The organism is Alkalihalobacterium sp. APHAB7, assembly GCF_048323755.1.
Taxonomy (GTDB): domain Bacteria; phylum Bacillota; class Bacilli; order Bacillales; family Bacillaceae_F; genus Alkalihalobacterium.
This window is the reverse complement of record NZ_JBLWFS010000013.1, coordinates 89,830-106,228: the sequence shown is the minus strand read 5'-3', so window position 1 is coordinate 106,228 and position 16,399 is coordinate 89,830. Positions and strand designations below refer to the sequence as shown.

The window sequence follows — 16,399 nt, the reverse complement described above, 5'->3', positions numbered from 1 at the left end:
TTTCCCATTACGTTAAGTAAGTAAGACCCCTTAGAGATGATGAGGTTGATAGGTCTCGGGTGGAAGCGTGGCGACACGTGGAGCTGAGAGATACTAATCGGTCGAGGACTTATCCAAATAATAAAGCATTGAATTCATCTAGCCATTATCCAGTTTTGAGGGAATCACAGAAGCACAATCCTCAGGGGATTGTGCTTTTTTACGTTGTTTCAATTTGTTTATACTTCTGTTGATTGTTTTCGATGCAATCCTATATAAATTACATGCTTGTTAAAAATAATGGATGTTAGATAACAGAAAATTCCTCTTCCTAAATAGAAAACTAATTATTGGTTACATAATTCATGGTCGAAAGTTAAATATTAGAGTTGATATGATAAGTAGAGAGAAAAGAGGAAATCAATATGGAACAACAACCTATGACATATGGGACTGATTATAAGCCTATTCCAGCTATATCAAGAACTAGCGGTCAAGGATTAGAAATTCTGCCTGATTTGTATAGTTACAACGTACGTATCGTAAATATTTGTTTAGTCGGACATTCTAATGCCGATGATTTTGTCTTAGTTGATGCGGGGATGCCTGGATCAGCAGATGAAATTATTGCTGCGATTGAAGAACGGTTTGGGGTAAACGGTCGTCCAAAGGCCATCTTTTTAACTCATGGTCATTTTGATCATGTTGGTGCTATTTTGGAGTTGGTAAAGCATTGGAAGGTGACAGTCTATGCTCATCCATTAGAATTGCCTTTTCTTACAGGCAAGCAAAGTTATCCTGACCCTGACCCAACAGTTGAAGGTGGTATGATTGCAAAAATGTCGTCTATTTTCCCGAACGAGCCCATTAACTTAGGTAATCATGTGCAACCGTTGTCATCAAACGGAACTGTTCCTGAAATGGAGGGTTTCTGCTGGGTACATACGCCTGGTCATACGCCTGGTCATGTTTCCTATTTTAGAGATGAAGACGGAGCGCTAATTGTAGGGGATGCTTTTGTAACTGTTAAACAAGAATCATTATATGCTGTTCTTACCCAGGAAAAGGAAATTAGCGGGCCTCCTAGTTATTTCACACCCGACTGGAAGTCAGCTTGGGAGTCAGTTAAGAAGTTAGAAGCATTAAAGCCTTCTCTTGCGATTACCGGACATGGATTACCAATGGTGGGTGAGGAACTTTCAAGAAATTTAAAGTTGCTTGCAGATGATTTTGGGCATATTGCTGTTCCTGAATACGGAAAGTATGTAGGACAACATCATAAACATTAGCGAGTTAAGAATAACTCACTCCTTTAATGAGGAGTGTTTTTTATTTTGATCGGGAAAATATGTTAAACTATAGGTGTATTTTTACTAACTTATAGCTAGAGGTGACCGTGATGAGCGGAATCGTTTTATTTGATGGGGCTTGTAACTTTTGTCATTATAGTGTTCAATTTATTATAAAAAGAGATCGACGTGGTTATTTCAAATTTGCTTCCCTTCAAAGTGATATTGGGAAAAAATTATTAGAAGAATATGCTTTACCTCACGATATGAGTACGTTTGTTCTAATTGACAATGACAGGTCTTATATCAAATCGAGTGCTGCATTACGTGTTTGTCAGCATTTAGATGGATTCTGGAAGGCATTTATTATTTTCCGTATCATTCCAACACTTATGAGAGACATTGTCTACAATTTTGTCGCCCAAAATCGATATCGCTGGTTTGGTCTAAGAGACAGTTGTATGCTGCCAACACCGGAACAACGAAAGAGATTTCTAGATTAAAAAGGGAAGGGCCTGATTGAATGAGTAAAAATAAGTTTGAATTCCAGTTTACTGATTTAGAGAAGGCCTTAGATAATTTAATTCATACGTAAACTCTATTTTATTATTAGACTCAATGGTATCCTGGAAACTCATTCACCATAGAATGGTTTTTTTTTATTAGTAAATTTTCTAAAATGGTTTTCAAAACGTATGTTATCGTTTACAGAAAAAGAAATTAAATAGATTTCATCAGCTCCTTGTAAAAAATCAGCAGGTGCCTTGTGCAGCTGTCCATACCATTCCTGGACATTTAACATAAGGTAAACTATCACGAAGTAAAGGAGGAGCTATCTTTATGAGTAACCAAATTGAATTAGAAGCTGCAAATGTAAATAAAGAAATTCAAAGCTCTGAGGAGTTAATTCACATCTTGAATTCATGTGATGTTACAGTAAATACAACAGATACGAAAGCGGCAATCTCTTTACAAGCTTCTTTACAAGCTGTAATTGCGTTAATTGTTAACATTGCCATTGCAGATAGCACTACAGCTGATACGATTACGCAAGAGTTGTTACAAACGTCAAAAATTAAACAACAAACGGTACAAAAAATCGTTATTGATGGTTCACAAAACGTTGATGTAACAACAACAGATACACAAATCGCTGCAAACATTCAAGTTCTGCTTCAAGTTTTAGTCGCGTTACTAGCTGAATTAGATATTCTATAAGTGTTTTTTTGGAAAAGGCTGACTTATCAGGTCAGTCTTTTCCACATTATATACAAATCTAGTTGTTTAAAATTATCTCAAAATAGCTATTTACTAATAAAAAATAACCCTTTATAATAGTCACGGTGGTAGGATGTCAGACATCTTACATCATGATTTTATTATCAGTATTTCTAATGCTCATGTTTAGGAGGGGCGAACAACTATAGTGCTTTTACAATTTCTACATAAACTCAACGATTCTTATAAAACGTGTTTGTAACCGTTTTATAGGTTTTCAGGAACCTGTAATTAAATGAAATGAAAATCTAGTAAGTTAAGTTATTATGAAAAGATTGGAAAGGTAGTGTTCTATGAATTTTTTATGGGGTATTTTTGGAATTATTACTGTTTTTTTGATCGCGTTTCTTTTCTCAACGAATCGTAAAGCAATTAAATTACAAACGATTCTTGGGGGCTTAGCGATCCAGCTTACATTTGCTTTTATCGTATTAAAATGGGACATGGGTCGAGCGGCACTTCAATGGTTAACCTTAAGGGTAACAGATATCATAGGCTATGCTAATGAAGGAATTGACTTTTTATTCGGTGGTTTATTTGTAGAAGAGGCGAATATCGGGTTTATCTTTGCATTCCAAGTGTTAACCGTTATTATTTTCTTTTCAGCACTTATATCTGTACTTTATTATATGGGCGTTATGCAATGGCTTATTTTATTAATTGGTGGAGCACTTTCTAAAGTTTTAGGGACTAGTAAAGCTGAATCCATGTCAGCGGCAGCTAATATATTTGTTGGTCAAACGGAAGCACCTCTTGTTGTGCGTCCTTACTTAAGTAAGATGACGAATTCCGAATTATTTGCTGTTATGACTGGTGGACTTGCGTCAGTAGCTGGATCCGTTTTAATCGGTTATTCATTATTAGGCGTACCGTTAGAATATTTGTTAGCGGCTAGCTTTATGGCAGCACCAGCAGGTCTCATTATGGCAAAAATGATAATGCCAGAAACAGAAACGGTTAAAACAACAGAGGATGTTAAGATCGAGAAAGATCCTGAAGCAGCCAACATCATTGACGCAGCAGCGCGCGGGGCTGGTGTAGGTCTTCAGTTAGCTCTTAACGTTGGTGCGATGCTACTGGCTTTTATCGCTTTAATTGCCTTAATAAACGGTATATTAAGCGGTGTCGGTGGTTGGTTTGGGTTCGAAGGGCTAACACTGGATATGATCTTGGGAGTTCTTTTTGCACCGGTCGCATTTGCAGTTGGGGTTCCATGGTCGGAAGCATTAGCAGCTGGAAGTTTTATCGGACAAAAACTTGTGTTAAATGAGTTCGTAGCTTATGCATCTTTTGCCCCTGAAATTCCACAATTAACAGAAAAAACCGTTGCCGTTGTTAGTTTTGCGCTTTGTGGATTTGCCAACTTAAGTTCAATGGCAATTCTTTTAGGAGGGCTGGGTGGACTAGCACCAGACCGTCGCAGTGATATTGCTCGCTTTGGTCTACGTGCTGTATTAGCAGGGGCTTTAGCTTCATTATTAAGCGCTGCTATTGCTGGAATGTTACTCTAATTTTATAAGGCTCTTTTCTCAAAGATTGTTGCTCTTTGCTTTTGGACCGTAAGCCAAGCCGATGGTTGGCTCTTCTAGCAAAGCGCGAAGCTATAAACGGTCCCAAAGCAACAAAGTATATGAAAACAGCCTTTTTTAAACAGGGACAAAAACCTTCAAATCGTTGTGTCATTAATATTGATACGATTTGGAGGTTATTTATCTTTTTATCACTTTATTATAATTACCGCTATTTAACATACAAGCTAAAGGAAAAAGGAATAATAACTAATGAATGTACATTACTGATCATATGAACATTGAAAAAACATGAAGAAATGACCTTTCAATTTACTCATACTAACGAGCATGGGTGGAATTTGTATGTCAGATAATTGAATGATTTCATTATTTAGAAATATGCAACAAACAAGTGTATACTATTTTATAGCAAATGAACAATTGATTTTATAGGGGTTACGACTATGTGGGAACTTTTATTTGTCATGCTCGAGAGACTTGGCATTATTATTGCTGTAGCATTTGTTTTGACGCGTTTAAAGTTTGTTCGTCATCTAATTGAAAAGCAAGAAATATCCAAGTCACACAAAATGGCTGTAATTGTTATCTTTGGATTATTTGGTATTATCGGAACCTATTCGGGTATCACGATTAATGTTTCTGATGCAACATACAGCCGCACCGTTCTTGATGTCGGGGAAAGCGAAGCTATTGCTAATTATCGAGTAATTGGTGTCGTTGTAGCTGGCCTGCTCGGTGGCTGGTCAGTTGGGTTAGGGGCTGGAATTATTGCTGGTGTCCATCGGTTCCTATTAGGTGGTTTTACAGGGCTAGCTTGCGGTTTATCAGCCATAATATCAGGCTTAATTGCTGGTTATTTTTATAAGAAAACGAAAGAACATAATAATATCGTTTCCACTAAAATAGCTCTTATCGTCGGAATGGGAGCAGAAACTGTTCAAATGGCATTAATTTTAGTCATAGCAAGGCCTTATGAGCAAGCACTAAGACTTGTTGAAAGTATTGGTATTCCAATGATTATTGCCAATGGAATTGGAACAGCAATTTTTATTTTAATAATACGTAATGTCATTCACGAAGAAGAAAAGAGAGGCTCGCTTCAAGCCCAAAAGGCACTTAAACTTGCCGATTTAACTTTAAAATATTTACGAAGTGGCTTATCTAAGGAAACAGCACAACCGACGTGTGAAATCTTGCTGAAGGAAATTGATGCAGATGCTGTTTCGGTTACTAACAAAGAAAATGTGTTAGCTTTTGTCGGTGAAGGGGAAGATCATCACTTATCGACTGAACAAATAAAAACAGAAGCAACGCAGCGAGTTTTACGGGAAGGTCGACTCGTAATCGCTCATTCATGGGAAATACAATGTAAACATAACGATTGTCCTCTTCAGGCAGCAGTGATTGCTCCACTCAAATTAAAGGAAGAAACAATCGGTACGATCAAATTTTACTTTAAGTCAGAAAAACAAATCTCCCCAATGATCATTGAGTTAAGTAAAGGTCTTTCTACATTGTTAAGTCATCAACTGGAGTTATCAGAAGTGGAACGACATTTAGAGCTTGCTAAACAGGCTGAAATTAAAGCTTTGCAAGCACAAGTTAGTCCTCACTTTTTATTTAATGCGTTAAACACTATTGTTGCGCTTATCCGAATCGATCCAATGAAGGCAAGGAAACTACTGATCTCTCTTTCGCACTTCTTCAGACAAAATTTAGCTGGAACGACAGCAACAGAAGCGACACTAGAAGATGAATTAAATCACGTTAGAGCTTATTTATCGATCGAAGAAGCAAGGTTTGCTGATAAGCTAACGATTTTATATGACATTGACGAAGGTGTACTTCATTACAAAGTGCCGCCAATGACTTTACAGCCGATTGTAGAAAATGCAATCAAGCATGGGGTAAAACAATTGACAGATGATAGTTTTATTTTAATTCGTATCCAAAAAATTCATGAGAATGTAATGATTACAGTTCAAGATAACGGTATCGGCATGACAGAAGAGCGGCAACTACAGTTAGGACAAGAAGGTATTGCCTCTGAAACTGGGACCGGGATTGGACTTTATAACTTAAATCGTCGATTGCAAATGATGTATGGAGACAGAGCGTCACTGCAAGTCGAAAGTACCGTCAATCAAGGGACAAGTATATCGTTTACAATAGGAAAAAAGTGAGGAAACCAAAGAAAATGACTATAAAAATGAAGACCATAATTATAGATGATGAGCCTTTAAGTCGTGATGAGCTAAAATATTTATTACAAAGTTATATTGATGTTGAAATCATCGCTGAAGCCGACTCTGGTGAAAAAGGGCTTGAAATGATAATGACAAAAGAACCTGACATTGCGTTTATCGATATTGAAATGCCACAAATCTCAGGTTTAGATTTAGCACGCGCGATTCAAAATATGAAGAAGACACCACTCATCATCTTTGCTACTGCTTACCCGAATTACGCGGCAAAAGCGTTTCGTGTCGACGCAGTGGATTATTTACTTAAGCCATTTGATGAAGCGCAACTTCTTGAAACAATGAAGAGGGTGAAGGAACGTTTAAATAGAGAGGAAAAAACAGATCAGGTCAGTCCGATTGGAAGATTAGCAGTAGAAGATGAAGGGCGGATTGTATACGTATCTCCAACTGAAATTATTTATTTATATCGTGAGGAACGAGAGACAATTATTTGTACAAAAGATCGGAAATTCAGTTTAAAAACACCGATTAAAGAATTAGAGGAAAAATTGAAAGGATATCCGTTCTTTAGAACCCACAAAAGTTACTTAGTAAATCTCGATAAAATTGAAGAGCTCATCCCATGGTTTAATGGTGCCTATCAACTGAAAGTGGAAGGAAAGGAAGATGAGATCCCTGTTAGTCGGAACTATGTAAGATCGCTAAGAGAGCGTTTAGAGCTTTAAATATTACCATTTGAGCTAAAATAAATGCATGTTAACATCCTCTTTCGACATGTTGAACAGATTTTCGTCACAATTTGTTCAAAGATGCTAGAATAATAACATAATGAAAACGCATTCAAAACAGAAAGAGGTGTTCTAAATGTTTACATTTTTAATCGCTATTGCACTTTTAATTATCGGTTATTATACGTACGGAAAGTTAATAGAAAGAATTTTCGGTGTGAAATCAGCACGACAAACACCTGCTTATAGTATGAAAGATGGAGTAGACTACATTCCAATGGGAACCAATCGTAACTCATTAATTCAGCTCTTAAACATTGCTGGGGTCGGTCCGATTTTTGGTCCAATCATGGGTGCACTTTATGGTCCAGTTGCTTTTATCTGGATCGTCGTTGGGGCTATTTTTGCGGGAGCTGTTCACGATTATTTAACAGGAATGATTTCCATCCGCAATAAAGGAGCACATTTGCCACAACTTGCTGGTAAGTTTTTAGGAACGGGTATGAAGCATATCGTTAATGCAGTCGCTGTTCTTCTTTTACTATTAGTGGGAACCGTTTTCGTAACGGCACCTGCTGGTCTATTATTTAGCTTAATGGATGGCGTTATCGCTTTAGGAATTATTACAGGTGCAATCTTTGTTTACTACATTATCGCAACGTTGTTACCTGTTGATAAAATTATCGGAAGAATCTATCCGTTTTTAGGAGCACTTCTCTTAATTAGTGCAATTGGTATAGGTGGGATGCTGATTGTAACAGGTGCACCAATTCCTGAATTAACATTACAAAACATGCACCCTTCAGGAGCAGCAATCTTCCCATTATTGATGATTACAATCGCATGTGGTGCCATTTCTGGGTTCCACGCGACACAGTCACCGATTATTTCAAGAACACTGCAAAATGAACAAAATGGCCGTAAAGTTTTTTACGGTATGATGATTGTTGAAGGTATTATTGCAATGATTTGGGCAGCCGCAGCAATGAGTCTTTTCTACGGACAAGATTTAAGTGAATTAATCGCTACAGGTGGTGCGGGTCTAGTTGTAAGTGAAGTTGCATTTACATTACTAGGTGCAATTGGTGGTACGTTAGCTGTACTTGGTGTTATCGTATTGCCAATTACATCTGGAGATACAGCGTTCCGTTCAGCTCGTATGATTATCGCTGAATATATTAACTTGCCACAAATCAAGATCTTCAGTCGTTTATGGATTGCTTTACCGTTATTCGTGATCTCCTTTATCTTAACGAACATGGATTTCACATTACTATGGAGATACTTTGGTGTAACCAATGCGGCAATTAGTGCGATTGCTTTATTCGTTGGAGCAATGTATTTAGCTATTCAGTATAAATTCCACTGGGTGGCAACGATCCCTGCGACATTCATGACGATGGTTGCACTTACGTTTATCTTTAGTGCACCAATCGGATTTGGTTTACCAATGACAACATCGTATGTAGCAGCAGCTATCGGTACAATAATTATTCTTGCATTGTTTGCTTATAAGTTAAAGTTAAACCGCGCTGAAGCTGAATTTAAAATTGATGCTGATGAGAAGATCGCAGCATAATTTATTATGGATTTATAGAGACCACTTGAGGCATTTCTAAATGCTCAGGTGGTTTTTTCTAGATCAAAAAAGTATAAACTACAGCACTAGTCCATTAATTAGTAAGTTAAGGGCTTTTCTCTGCATAGGGTTGTATACAAATATAGAAAAAAACAAAAGATACCAAGAACAAAATGAAAAAGGGAGGAGACAAGAAATTGAGCGATCTAAAGAAAGATCAAAACCGTACTGCAAATAACGAGCAAGTGCTGCAAAATACAACGAACGATCAAATGAATGAAAAGGAAGAAACGCCAGCTCAAAACGATGGGTTTCGTTACGACTATGATGATTCATCAGATCTTTAGACAGTTTGTTTAACAAGTGGGACGACATATTCATCCCAATTTAGGCAATTTTAACAAAAAAAAAGATGTACACCCATTGACCGTGTAAGCGTTTTCATTTATAGTTAAAGTAGGCAGGATAGCAATTGTGGCTATCGTAGTATTCAGCGTAGGTGGGGCTAATACTGTAACGAGGAGAAGTGATATCTTTTCGCTGTTACTCCTAATTGTATGAAAGTTTTAAAGTGAAGAAGATGTCCTTTTCCTTCATTTCTAAATTAAAATTTTAGACGTATGTTGAAAGACCTACTGTGATCTAGTAGGTTTTTTGTTGTGCCTAAACCTGATACAATTTAATCTTTTTTATTTTGATATATTAGTTTACGATGAAATTGTTTTTTTGTTATATTATAGAAATAAATTTAGGTAATCGAAGTATTAAGGGGGGATTTTTATTCTTAAAAGAAATCAGCTTCCGGTTAATCCTCCGTTCTTCTATGGTTGGATTATTGTTTTACTAGCATCAATGGGAATATTCTTCTCGGGACCGGGTCAAACGTACTCTATTTCAATTTTTATTGATGCGTATTTACGGCATTTCGGATGGAGCAGTACATTAATATCAACGATGTACCTATTTGCAACATTACTAGCGGGTTTACTGCTGTTTATTGTTGGCCGGTTGGTTGACCGTTATGGACAACGAAAAATGACCGTGATTATCACGATATTACTAGCAGTAGCTTGTGTGTTTAATAGCATGATCTTAGGACCAGCTATGTTATTCATTGGTTTTTTTATGTTACGTTTATTCGGGCAAGGGTCAATGACGCTTATTCCAGGTACACTCGTCCCACAATGGTTCGTTGGGAAACGAGGGCGAGCGTTAAGTTTTATGGCCTTCGGCAGTTTCTTAAGTGCCGCAGCCTTACCACCGTTCAATGCGTGGCTGATTGATCAAGTTGGATGGCAAGTGTCATGGTTAGTATGGGCCGCGCTATTGATGTTAATTTATGTTCCATTGGCATTTATTTTTATTCGTAATAAGCCTGAAGATGTCGGTTTATTTCCTGATAACCTGTCTGAAAAAGAAGTCTTGCAATCTAGTTCAGACAAATCATCTATTTATGAAGAAGCTTGGACGGTGAAAGAGGCACTCAGAACGAAGGAATTTTATCTTTTATTATTTTGTGTTGCGACACCCTCGATGGTGAATACGGGTATTGTTTTTCACTTTGTACCAATCCTCGCTGAAAGTGGAATAGCTCGTACCGAGACTGCATTTATTTTAAGTATTATGGCGATCGTGTCATTCCCGATTACTTTTTTAGCAGGGTTTGTAGTCGAACGTGTGAAGGCAAATTACGTATTAGGAGTCGTTTTCATAGGACAAATTGGTATTATGGCCATGCTTGTTTTTACCGAGTCCTATACCGCAGCCATTTTGTTTGGTATAGCGCGGGGGATCGTTGGAGGGTTTGAGGCGATTAGTTTAGGGATTATATTCCCAAATTACTTCGGCCGTGCAAACATCGGCAGTATTAAAGGAGTTTCAGCAACCATTATGGTCATTGGTTCAGCCTTCGGTCCATTGCCGTTTGCATTGGCCTATGATCGTTTTGGGAGTTACCAAGAAATTCTTTATATGATGATGATTTTCCCATTACTAGCAATGATCTTTGCGTTTATCTCTAAAAAGCCAAGTAAAAGTAAATTAAAGATGAATGAAAAAGCCTCATAATCATAAATAAGATGCATCGCTTTTGCGATTTGAAAACACTGAATAGGTAGCAGATCAAATCTTCACGGTTTGTTCTGCTTTATTTTTATTTGAAGGTATTTTACTTGCCATTTAGGCAATGATGATCAGTAGATTACAATGGATTTGAAGAATCACAGATATCATTTTGAAATACGCATGATTTCTGATAAAATGTTATTAGAATATTCTGTCAAATATAAACTTATAATGAATTAAAAGAGAGAAAGTAGGGGATGAGATGTTTCAACAAATACTTTTAGCCGCAGATGGTTCCAACCACTCTATACGTGCTGCAGAAAAAGCGGTTCAATTAGTCAAGAACCAAGCCAATAGTTTAGTTGAAGTCATCTACGTCATCAACGGGTCTACTTCTAAGGCCGATGTACTTCGAAATAATGGCTCAAAACAAATTGAAGAACAACGTAGAGATAAGTTAAAAGACATCATCAACCTTCTCACGATGGAAGGAATTAAACATCAAGTCAATATATTACGTGGAGAACCTGGACCAACAGTCGTCCAGTACGCCAATGAAAAAAATTTTGATTGTCTGGTCATCGGGAGCAGAGGATTAAATGCATTACAAAGTATGGTGTTGGGAAGTGTCAGTCACAAAGTGGCTAAACGAGTAAAATGTCCTGTTATGATTGTTAAGTAGAATAAATGTAAGCGCTTACTTATTTTATTATAGAGAGAGTGAAAAGGTAGCTAGATATTGAACCCTAGCTACCTCAATGATTATTTCCAAGAGAAAAAAATAATCATTAAATCTATTTAAGACTAGTATAGTTTCCTAAAACCTTTTTATTAAATGCGTTCACCATTTTTTAATTTTTCAATTAAATCAGCCAAATCAGATTTCTTTACTCGCCAATGTCTACCGATCTTAAATGCAGGAATCCTGCCTTCCTGTACTAATTTATATGTACTCATTTCACTGATTTGTAAGTACTTAGCAACCTGTGCTACTGTCATAATTTCTGGTTCCAAACTTCAAACCACCTTCCTACAAAAAAGAATATGTATTTTATAATACAATATAAATAAATATAAATAAACGGTTATCATTTTTAATTGTGACAAATATGTGTTATAGTACAATAGTACATACCTCGTATTCCCTCATTGTTATTCCGTTCACATATTTCCTTAAGATGCATTCTTCTTAGTTAGATAGATAATTAAAAAAAGTAAATGATAGAAAGGTGGATACGATGAATAATGAAGAGTTCTTAACAGATGAAGAGCTTAAGCAAATTGAACAGTTGACTGACCGAATGGTAAACCATGCATCAGAAGAAGAAATCAAACGCTGTATTACAGAGATCACGATGATCAAAGAACGAGCAAGACTTCGTCAGCTGCAAATAACCGAAAAGTAAAAAAGGAAAAGGCTGACCAGTAAAGTGGCAGCCTTTTTCGATTCCCTTCCTACAAGGAATCTGCAATGAAACTGTTTTCATTTTACAATTGAATTTAGCCCGTGACAAGTTTTTAGATCTGTTAACCAAATTAGGTAATACTTAAAAGATTATAAATAGTTATAAAAGAAAATAAATAATTAGACCTAATGACAATAAATTAGATCTAATTATATCAAAAATGTCGATTTTGTGAAAATAATAATATTTCAAAGAAATAAAGAGAATTAACGAGTAAACAAGTTATGTTATACGCTTACATGGAAATTTCCATTTTTTTAAATTTATGATATTATTCCCTTTGTTAACAACGGTCCCGATTTTCGTGAGAGTCGAAAATCATAATAAATAAATTTCTAGGGAGAGGTGCAGTTTTGAATTTACAAACAATTAAACAAGAATGGTTCAGTAATGTGAGAGGAGACGTATTAGCGGGAATAGTCGTAGCCCTTGCATTGATCCCAGAAGCGATTGCGTTCTCTATTATTGCTGGGGTAGACCCAATGGTAGGATTATATGCTTCGTTTTGTATTGCAGTTATCATTGCCTTTGTCGGCGGAAGACCAGGGATGATCTCAGCTGCAACTGGAGCGATGGCGTTACTAATGATCACGTTAGTAGCTGAACACGGACTGCAATATTTACTAGCAGCGACAATCCTAACGGGGATTTTACAAATTTTATTCGGCGTTTTTAAGCTTGCAAGATATATGAAGTTTGTTCCTCGGTCAGTAATGGTAGGTTTCGTTAATGCGCTAGCAATCTTGATTTTTACATCTCAATTGCAACACTTTGTTGGTGAAACGTGGATTATGTATTCCTTAGTTGTTCTTACGCTTGCCATCATCTATATTTTACCAAGGTTCACAACGGCCGTTCCGTCTACATTAGTAGCCATTATCGTTGTAACTGCTATCGCTATTTTTGCAAACTTTGGGGTTCGAACAGTTGGAGACATGGGGACATTAACACAATCATTACCGCTATTTATGATCCCTCAAATTCCATTAAACTTTGAAACTCTTATGATTATTTTTCCTTATTCGTTAGCCCTTGCGCTTGTTGGTATTCTGGAGTCGCTTTTAACGGCGTCTATTGTCGATGATATGACGGATACAGAAAGTGATAAGAATAAAGAAAGCCGCGGACAAGGGATTGCAAACATTATAACTGGTTTCTTTGGTGGTATGGCTGGTTGTGCGATGATCGGTCAGTCCGTTATTAACGTGAAATCGGGAGGCAGAGGGCGACTGTCTTCACTAGTTGCTGGTTTATTCCTTATGTTCTTAATTCTTGTTTTAGGTGGGGTTGTTGTTCAAATTCCAATGGCTGCTTTAGCAGGCGTTATGATCATGGTTGCGATCGGAACATTTGATTGGAATTCATTAAAAACGATCCACAAAATTCCGAGAACAGATGCGATTGTTATGGTTGTCACTGTTTCAACAGTTGTTGTAACACACGACTTAGCCAAAGGTGTTTTTGCCGGAATTATCTTAAGTGCCATTTTCTTTGCAGCAAATATTTCTAAAGTCCATGTTACGAGCATGATGGCTACGGGTGGCAAGAAAAGGATTTACCGTGTACGCGGACAAATTTTCTTTGCTTCCGTAACAGAATTTTTAACGAAGTTTAACTTTAAAGATGATATTGAAACGGTAGAAATTGATTTATCAGAGGCTCACTTGTGGGATGATTCAGCCATCGGTGCATTAGATAAGATAGAGATGAAATTTGAACAAAATCAAATAAAAGTTGAATACACAGGATTAAACACCGAAAGTTCACAGTTGAAGGAAAAAATTGGTGGTGCATCAAAAGCTTCTGGACACTAAATTGACGAAAAGCTATATCTTGAACGGTATAGCTTTTCGTTATACTATGGATAGAGACAGATAAAAATGAAATTTTTGGGAGTAGTGATGACATGTTTGAACGTATTCTTGTAGCAGCAGACGGATCAGAGCATTCTTTAAGAGCAGCAGAAAAAGCAATTGCACTAGTAAAAGGCAATGAAGATGCTGTTATTGAAATTATATATGTGGTAGATAGTGCAACATCGAAAGCGGATGTTCTTCATAATAGAGGATCGATTGAAATTGCAAATAAACGAAAAGAACGACTTGCTGGGATTGTTGAAAAACTGGACGCAGCAGGAGTTAAATATGAGATCAAGACACTTCACGGTGAGCCAGGACCGACTGTAGTTGATTACGCGAACGAACATGAATTTGATTGCGTACTATTAGGTAGCAGAGGGTTAAACCGTCTTCAAAGCATGGTTCTTGGTAGCGTTAGTCATAAAGTTGCAAAACGTGTGAAGAGTCCAGTTATGATTGTGAAATAATGAGTGAGTATGAAGAGGTTATAACAGGTTTGAGCTGTTGTAATCTCTTTTCTGTGTATTTTAGTGTATTATCGGGAATTTTGATTTTAATATAAGTCTTAAATAAATGGCTTCGTACTCTGCCATTTTCTGTAGCAAGTGAATTTCTCCTTTGTATTCTTACTCTAATTCACCAAACGATACATAAGTCGACATATTTTAGAAAAAAATGAACATGTATGAATTATGAAGGAGGGGTAAAAAAATGGCACGTGGAAAAAGCTTAAATCATAAAAAGAAGAGTCACCCTGGAGAGTTCCCAAAACACGGCGAGCAAAAAGAGCCGAAAATCGAATCATCTGGGGATGATGGGTACTTAGTGGAAAAGGAAGCCTTTAAAAATCGCCTTCCTGAGTAATTTTAAATAGGTAACATTTCTTTAAAGAGGCTGAACACTTTTTGTTGTCAGTCTCTATTTTTGTTTACACACTAATAAATGTTTGTTAGGTGGTCGATTGTTTTGTAAAATAATGAAATGAACATAAATTGAAACAGAAAAGGTGTTTTAGAATGAAAACATATATAGTAGTGGGGGCAGGGATTCTTGGGGCATCGACTGCCTACCACCTAGCGAAAACTGGAGTAAAGGTGACATTAGTTGATTGCAAAGACGATGGACAGGCTACAGATGCCGCAGCGGGGATCGTTTGTCCATGGCTAACGCAACGTAGAAATAAAGCGTGGTACCAACTCGTAAAAAACGGTGCTCGTTTTTATCCATTTTTAATTCAGGAGTTAGAAAAAATCGGTGAAACGAATACAGGTTATGCAAAAGTAGGGGCGATTAGTTTACATACAGATGAGAAAAAGTTGGACCAGATGGAGGAGCGTGCTAGAAAGCGAAAAGAGGATGCACCAGAGATCGGTGAAATTACAAGATTAACACCTGCAGAAACAAAAGCTCTATTTCCGCCTCTTTCGGATGAATACGGTGCTGTTTATATTAGTGGCGGCGCTCGTGTTAACGGTAGAGCGCTTCGGGATGCAATGGTCAACGCAGCTAAAACATGGGGCGCAACGATTATTACAGGGGAAGCCTCATTAGAGTATAAGGGCAATCAAGTTTCCGGCATTACAGTAAACGCTAAGACGTTTGAAGCGGATCAGGTAATCGTCACAGGGGGAGCATGGGCTAAGGAGTTACTCGAGCCGCTTGGTGTTCATTTCATTGTGAAACCGCAAAAAGCTCAAATCGTTCATTTGGAATTGCTGGACACGGATACGAGCAACTGGCCGGTCGTAATGCCACCGAATAATCAATACTTGCTTGCTTTTGAAGGTGGGCGAGTCGTCGTAGGCGCTACGCACGAAGATGAAAAAGGATTCGATACTCGTGTCACTCCAGGTGGTCTACATGAAATATTTGATAAGGCTCTAATGATAGCACCTGGGTTAGCCGATAGTACGGTCGTTGAAACAAGAGTCGGTTTTCGTCCATTCACACCAGGATTTTTACCCGTCATTGGACCATTACCGAATGTTGAGGGCATTCTAGTAGCTAATGGCTTAGGAGCTTCTGGTTTAACTGCAGGCCCATATTTGGGTGCCGAACTTGCAAAGCTAGCATTAGGCAAACAATTAGAAATCGACATCACCCAATATGATGTAGCAGGAGCCATAGAATAATAATATAATGATGAAAAAACAGTGGAAAGAAACTTCCACTGTCGATCTGCTCGTAGATTGTAGGAGTTCACTTAACATCGTTATTATTTCCGATCTACCTCAGTCGGTGCATAACCGGGTCGAGCTTTTAATTCATATCGATCATCTAACTCTTTTGCCAACTCTAAATCTTGATCATCGGTCTTGATGTCTTTCTTTGGTGTTTGTGGTAATCCTGCTTTATTTTTGTCGCGTGCTTTTTGTTTATGATGTCTTCCCATCTTTGTTCGTCTCCTTTATAAGTGAAGTA

The 16,399-nt window shown here is 37.4% G+C and carries 17 protein-coding genes and 1 rRNA gene; 16 read left to right on the top strand and 2 right to left on the bottom strand.

The genetic code is table 11. From position 1 onward, the window contains the following. The 11 genes from ACNSTQ_RS14105 to ACNSTQ_RS14055 form a co-directional block, all read left to right on the top strand. Positions 1-117: ribosomal RNA gene (locus ACNSTQ_RS14105) — 23S ribosomal RNA — on the top strand; the annotation flags it as partial. A gap of 302 nt (positions 118-419) precedes the next feature. Then, positions 420-1,268, top strand: a complete 849-nt coding sequence (locus ACNSTQ_RS14100; protein ID WP_418200457.1) for an MBL fold metallo-hydrolase — start codon at positions 420-422, stop codon at positions 1,266-1,268. A 110-nt stretch (positions 1,269-1,378) separates the two neighbouring features. Next, positions 1,379-1,771, top strand: a complete 393-nt coding sequence (locus ACNSTQ_RS14095; RefSeq protein WP_418200452.1) for a thiol-disulfide oxidoreductase DCC family protein — start codon at positions 1,379-1,381, stop codon at positions 1,769-1,771. A gap of 337 nt (positions 1,772-2,108) precedes the next feature. Next, entirely contained in the window at positions 2,109-2,486 is a 378-nt protein-coding gene (locus ACNSTQ_RS14090) for a spore coat protein (RefSeq protein ID WP_418200451.1), read from the top strand. Positions 2,487-2,839: 353 nt separating this feature from the next. Beyond that, complete coding sequence (locus ACNSTQ_RS14085; protein WP_418200450.1) at positions 2,840-4,057, top strand: NupC/NupG family nucleoside CNT transporter; 1,218 nt, start codon at positions 2,840-2,842, stop codon at positions 4,055-4,057. A gap of 464 nt (positions 4,058-4,521) precedes the next feature. Next, positions 4,522-6,261, top strand: a complete 1,740-nt coding sequence (locus ACNSTQ_RS14080; protein WP_418200449.1) for a LytS/YhcK type 5TM receptor domain-containing protein — start codon at positions 4,522-4,524, stop codon at positions 6,259-6,261. Positions 6,262-6,275: 14 nt separating this feature from the next. After that, on the top strand, positions 6,276-7,007 hold the full coding sequence (locus ACNSTQ_RS14075; protein WP_418200448.1) for a LytR/AlgR family response regulator transcription factor: 732 nt from the start codon (positions 6,276-6,278) through the stop codon (positions 7,005-7,007). 139 nt (positions 7,008-7,146) lie between these two features. After that, entirely contained in the window at positions 7,147-8,589 is a 1,443-nt protein-coding gene (locus ACNSTQ_RS14070; protein WP_418200447.1) for a carbon starvation protein A, read from the top strand. A 197-nt stretch (positions 8,590-8,786) separates the two neighbouring features. Then, the gene (locus ACNSTQ_RS14065; protein ID WP_418200446.1) at positions 8,787-8,936 is read left to right on the top strand and encodes a hypothetical protein; all 150 of its coding nucleotides are present in this window, start codon (positions 8,787-8,789) and stop codon (positions 8,934-8,936) included. A 505-nt stretch (positions 8,937-9,441) separates the two neighbouring features. Next, the gene (locus ACNSTQ_RS14060) at positions 9,442-10,656 is read left to right on the top strand and encodes an MFS transporter (protein WP_418200445.1); all 1,215 of its coding nucleotides are present in this window, start codon (positions 9,442-9,444) and stop codon (positions 10,654-10,656) included. A gap of 259 nt (positions 10,657-10,915) precedes the next feature. Then, complete coding sequence (locus ACNSTQ_RS14055) at positions 10,916-11,335, top strand: universal stress protein (protein WP_418200444.1); 420 nt, start codon at positions 10,916-10,918, stop codon at positions 11,333-11,335. Positions 11,336-11,484: 149 nt separating this feature from the next. Here the strand turns inward: ACNSTQ_RS14055 and ACNSTQ_RS14050 are convergent, their stop codons facing one another. Then, a complete protein-coding gene (locus ACNSTQ_RS14050; RefSeq protein WP_418200456.1) occupies positions 11,485-11,652 on the bottom strand; it encodes a helix-turn-helix domain-containing protein in 168 nt (55 codons plus the stop codon). A 239-nt stretch (positions 11,653-11,891) separates the two neighbouring features. On the opposite strand from ACNSTQ_RS14050, the gene ACNSTQ_RS14045 reads away from it, so the two are divergent. From ACNSTQ_RS14045 to ACNSTQ_RS14025, 5 genes are all read left to right on the top strand, one after another. Further along, positions 11,892-12,059 carry a hypothetical protein gene (locus ACNSTQ_RS14045; RefSeq protein WP_418200443.1) on the top strand — a complete coding sequence of 56 codons (168 nt, stop codon included), beginning with the start codon at positions 11,892-11,894 and terminating at the stop codon, positions 12,057-12,059. Positions 12,060-12,472: 413 nt separating this feature from the next. Next, complete coding sequence (locus ACNSTQ_RS14040) at positions 12,473-13,933, top strand: SulP family inorganic anion transporter (protein ID WP_418200442.1); 1,461 nt, start codon at positions 12,473-12,475, stop codon at positions 13,931-13,933. A 92-nt stretch (positions 13,934-14,025) separates the two neighbouring features. After that, positions 14,026-14,445 carry a universal stress protein gene (locus ACNSTQ_RS14035; RefSeq protein WP_418200441.1) on the top strand — a complete coding sequence of 140 codons (420 nt, stop codon included), beginning with the start codon at positions 14,026-14,028 and terminating at the stop codon, positions 14,443-14,445. Positions 14,446-14,689: 244 nt separating this feature from the next. Then, positions 14,690-14,842 carry a hypothetical protein gene (locus ACNSTQ_RS14030; protein WP_418200440.1) on the top strand — a complete coding sequence of 51 codons (153 nt, stop codon included), beginning with the start codon at positions 14,690-14,692 and terminating at the stop codon, positions 14,840-14,842. A gap of 152 nt (positions 14,843-14,994) precedes the next feature. Next, positions 14,995-16,110, top strand: a complete 1,116-nt coding sequence (locus tag ACNSTQ_RS14025; protein WP_418200439.1) for an NAD(P)/FAD-dependent oxidoreductase — start codon at positions 14,995-14,997, stop codon at positions 16,108-16,110. An 83-nt stretch (positions 16,111-16,193) separates the two neighbouring features. On the opposite strand, the gene ACNSTQ_RS14020 is transcribed toward ACNSTQ_RS14025, so the two are convergent. Further along, entirely contained in the window at positions 16,194-16,370 is a 177-nt protein-coding gene (locus ACNSTQ_RS14020) for a YfhD family protein (RefSeq protein WP_418200438.1), read from the bottom strand. Between the last annotated feature and the right edge of the window lie 29 nt (positions 16,371-16,399).

What these genes read in the sequence shown, in the direction of transcription:
- ACNSTQ_RS14030 (WP_418200440.1), top strand. Translation starts at nt 14,690, where the DNA reads ATGGCACGTGGAAAAAGCTTAAATCATAAAAAGAAGAGTCACCCTGGA.
- ACNSTQ_RS14025 (WP_418200439.1), top strand. Translation starts at nt 14,995, where the DNA reads ATGAAAACATATATAGTAGTGGGGGCAGGGATTCTTGGGGCATCGACT.
- ACNSTQ_RS14050 (WP_418200456.1), bottom strand. Translation starts at nt 11,652, where the DNA reads ATGACAGTAGCACAGGTTGCTAAGTACTTACAAATCAGTGAAATGAGT.
- ACNSTQ_RS14055 (WP_418200444.1), top strand. Translation starts at nt 10,916, where the DNA reads ATGTTTCAACAAATACTTTTAGCCGCAGATGGTTCCAACCACTCTATA.
- ACNSTQ_RS14095 (WP_418200452.1), top strand. Translation starts at nt 1,379, where the DNA reads ATGAGCGGAATCGTTTTATTTGATGGGGCTTGTAACTTTTGTCATTAT.
- ACNSTQ_RS14020 (WP_418200438.1), bottom strand. Translation starts at nt 16,370, where the DNA reads ATGGGAAGACATCATAAACAAAAAGCACGCGACAAAAATAAAGCAGGA.
- ACNSTQ_RS14070 (WP_418200447.1), top strand. Translation starts at nt 7,147, where the DNA reads ATGTTTACATTTTTAATCGCTATTGCACTTTTAATTATCGGTTATTAT.
- ACNSTQ_RS14075 (WP_418200448.1), top strand. Translation starts at nt 6,276, where the DNA reads ATGACTATAAAAATGAAGACCATAATTATAGATGATGAGCCTTTAAGT.
- ACNSTQ_RS14060 (WP_418200445.1), top strand. Translation starts at nt 9,442, where the DNA reads ATGGGAATATTCTTCTCGGGACCGGGTCAAACGTACTCTATTTCAATT.
- ACNSTQ_RS14045 (WP_418200443.1), top strand. Translation starts at nt 11,892, where the DNA reads ATGAATAATGAAGAGTTCTTAACAGATGAAGAGCTTAAGCAAATTGAA.
- ACNSTQ_RS14080 (WP_418200449.1), top strand. Translation starts at nt 4,522, where the DNA reads ATGTGGGAACTTTTATTTGTCATGCTCGAGAGACTTGGCATTATTATT.
- ACNSTQ_RS14090 (WP_418200451.1), top strand. Translation starts at nt 2,109, where the DNA reads ATGAGTAACCAAATTGAATTAGAAGCTGCAAATGTAAATAAAGAAATT.
- ACNSTQ_RS14100 (WP_418200457.1), top strand. Translation starts at nt 420, where the DNA reads ATGACATATGGGACTGATTATAAGCCTATTCCAGCTATATCAAGAACT.
- ACNSTQ_RS14035 (WP_418200441.1), top strand. Translation starts at nt 14,026, where the DNA reads ATGTTTGAACGTATTCTTGTAGCAGCAGACGGATCAGAGCATTCTTTA.
- ACNSTQ_RS14085 (WP_418200450.1), top strand. Translation starts at nt 2,840, where the DNA reads ATGAATTTTTTATGGGGTATTTTTGGAATTATTACTGTTTTTTTGATC.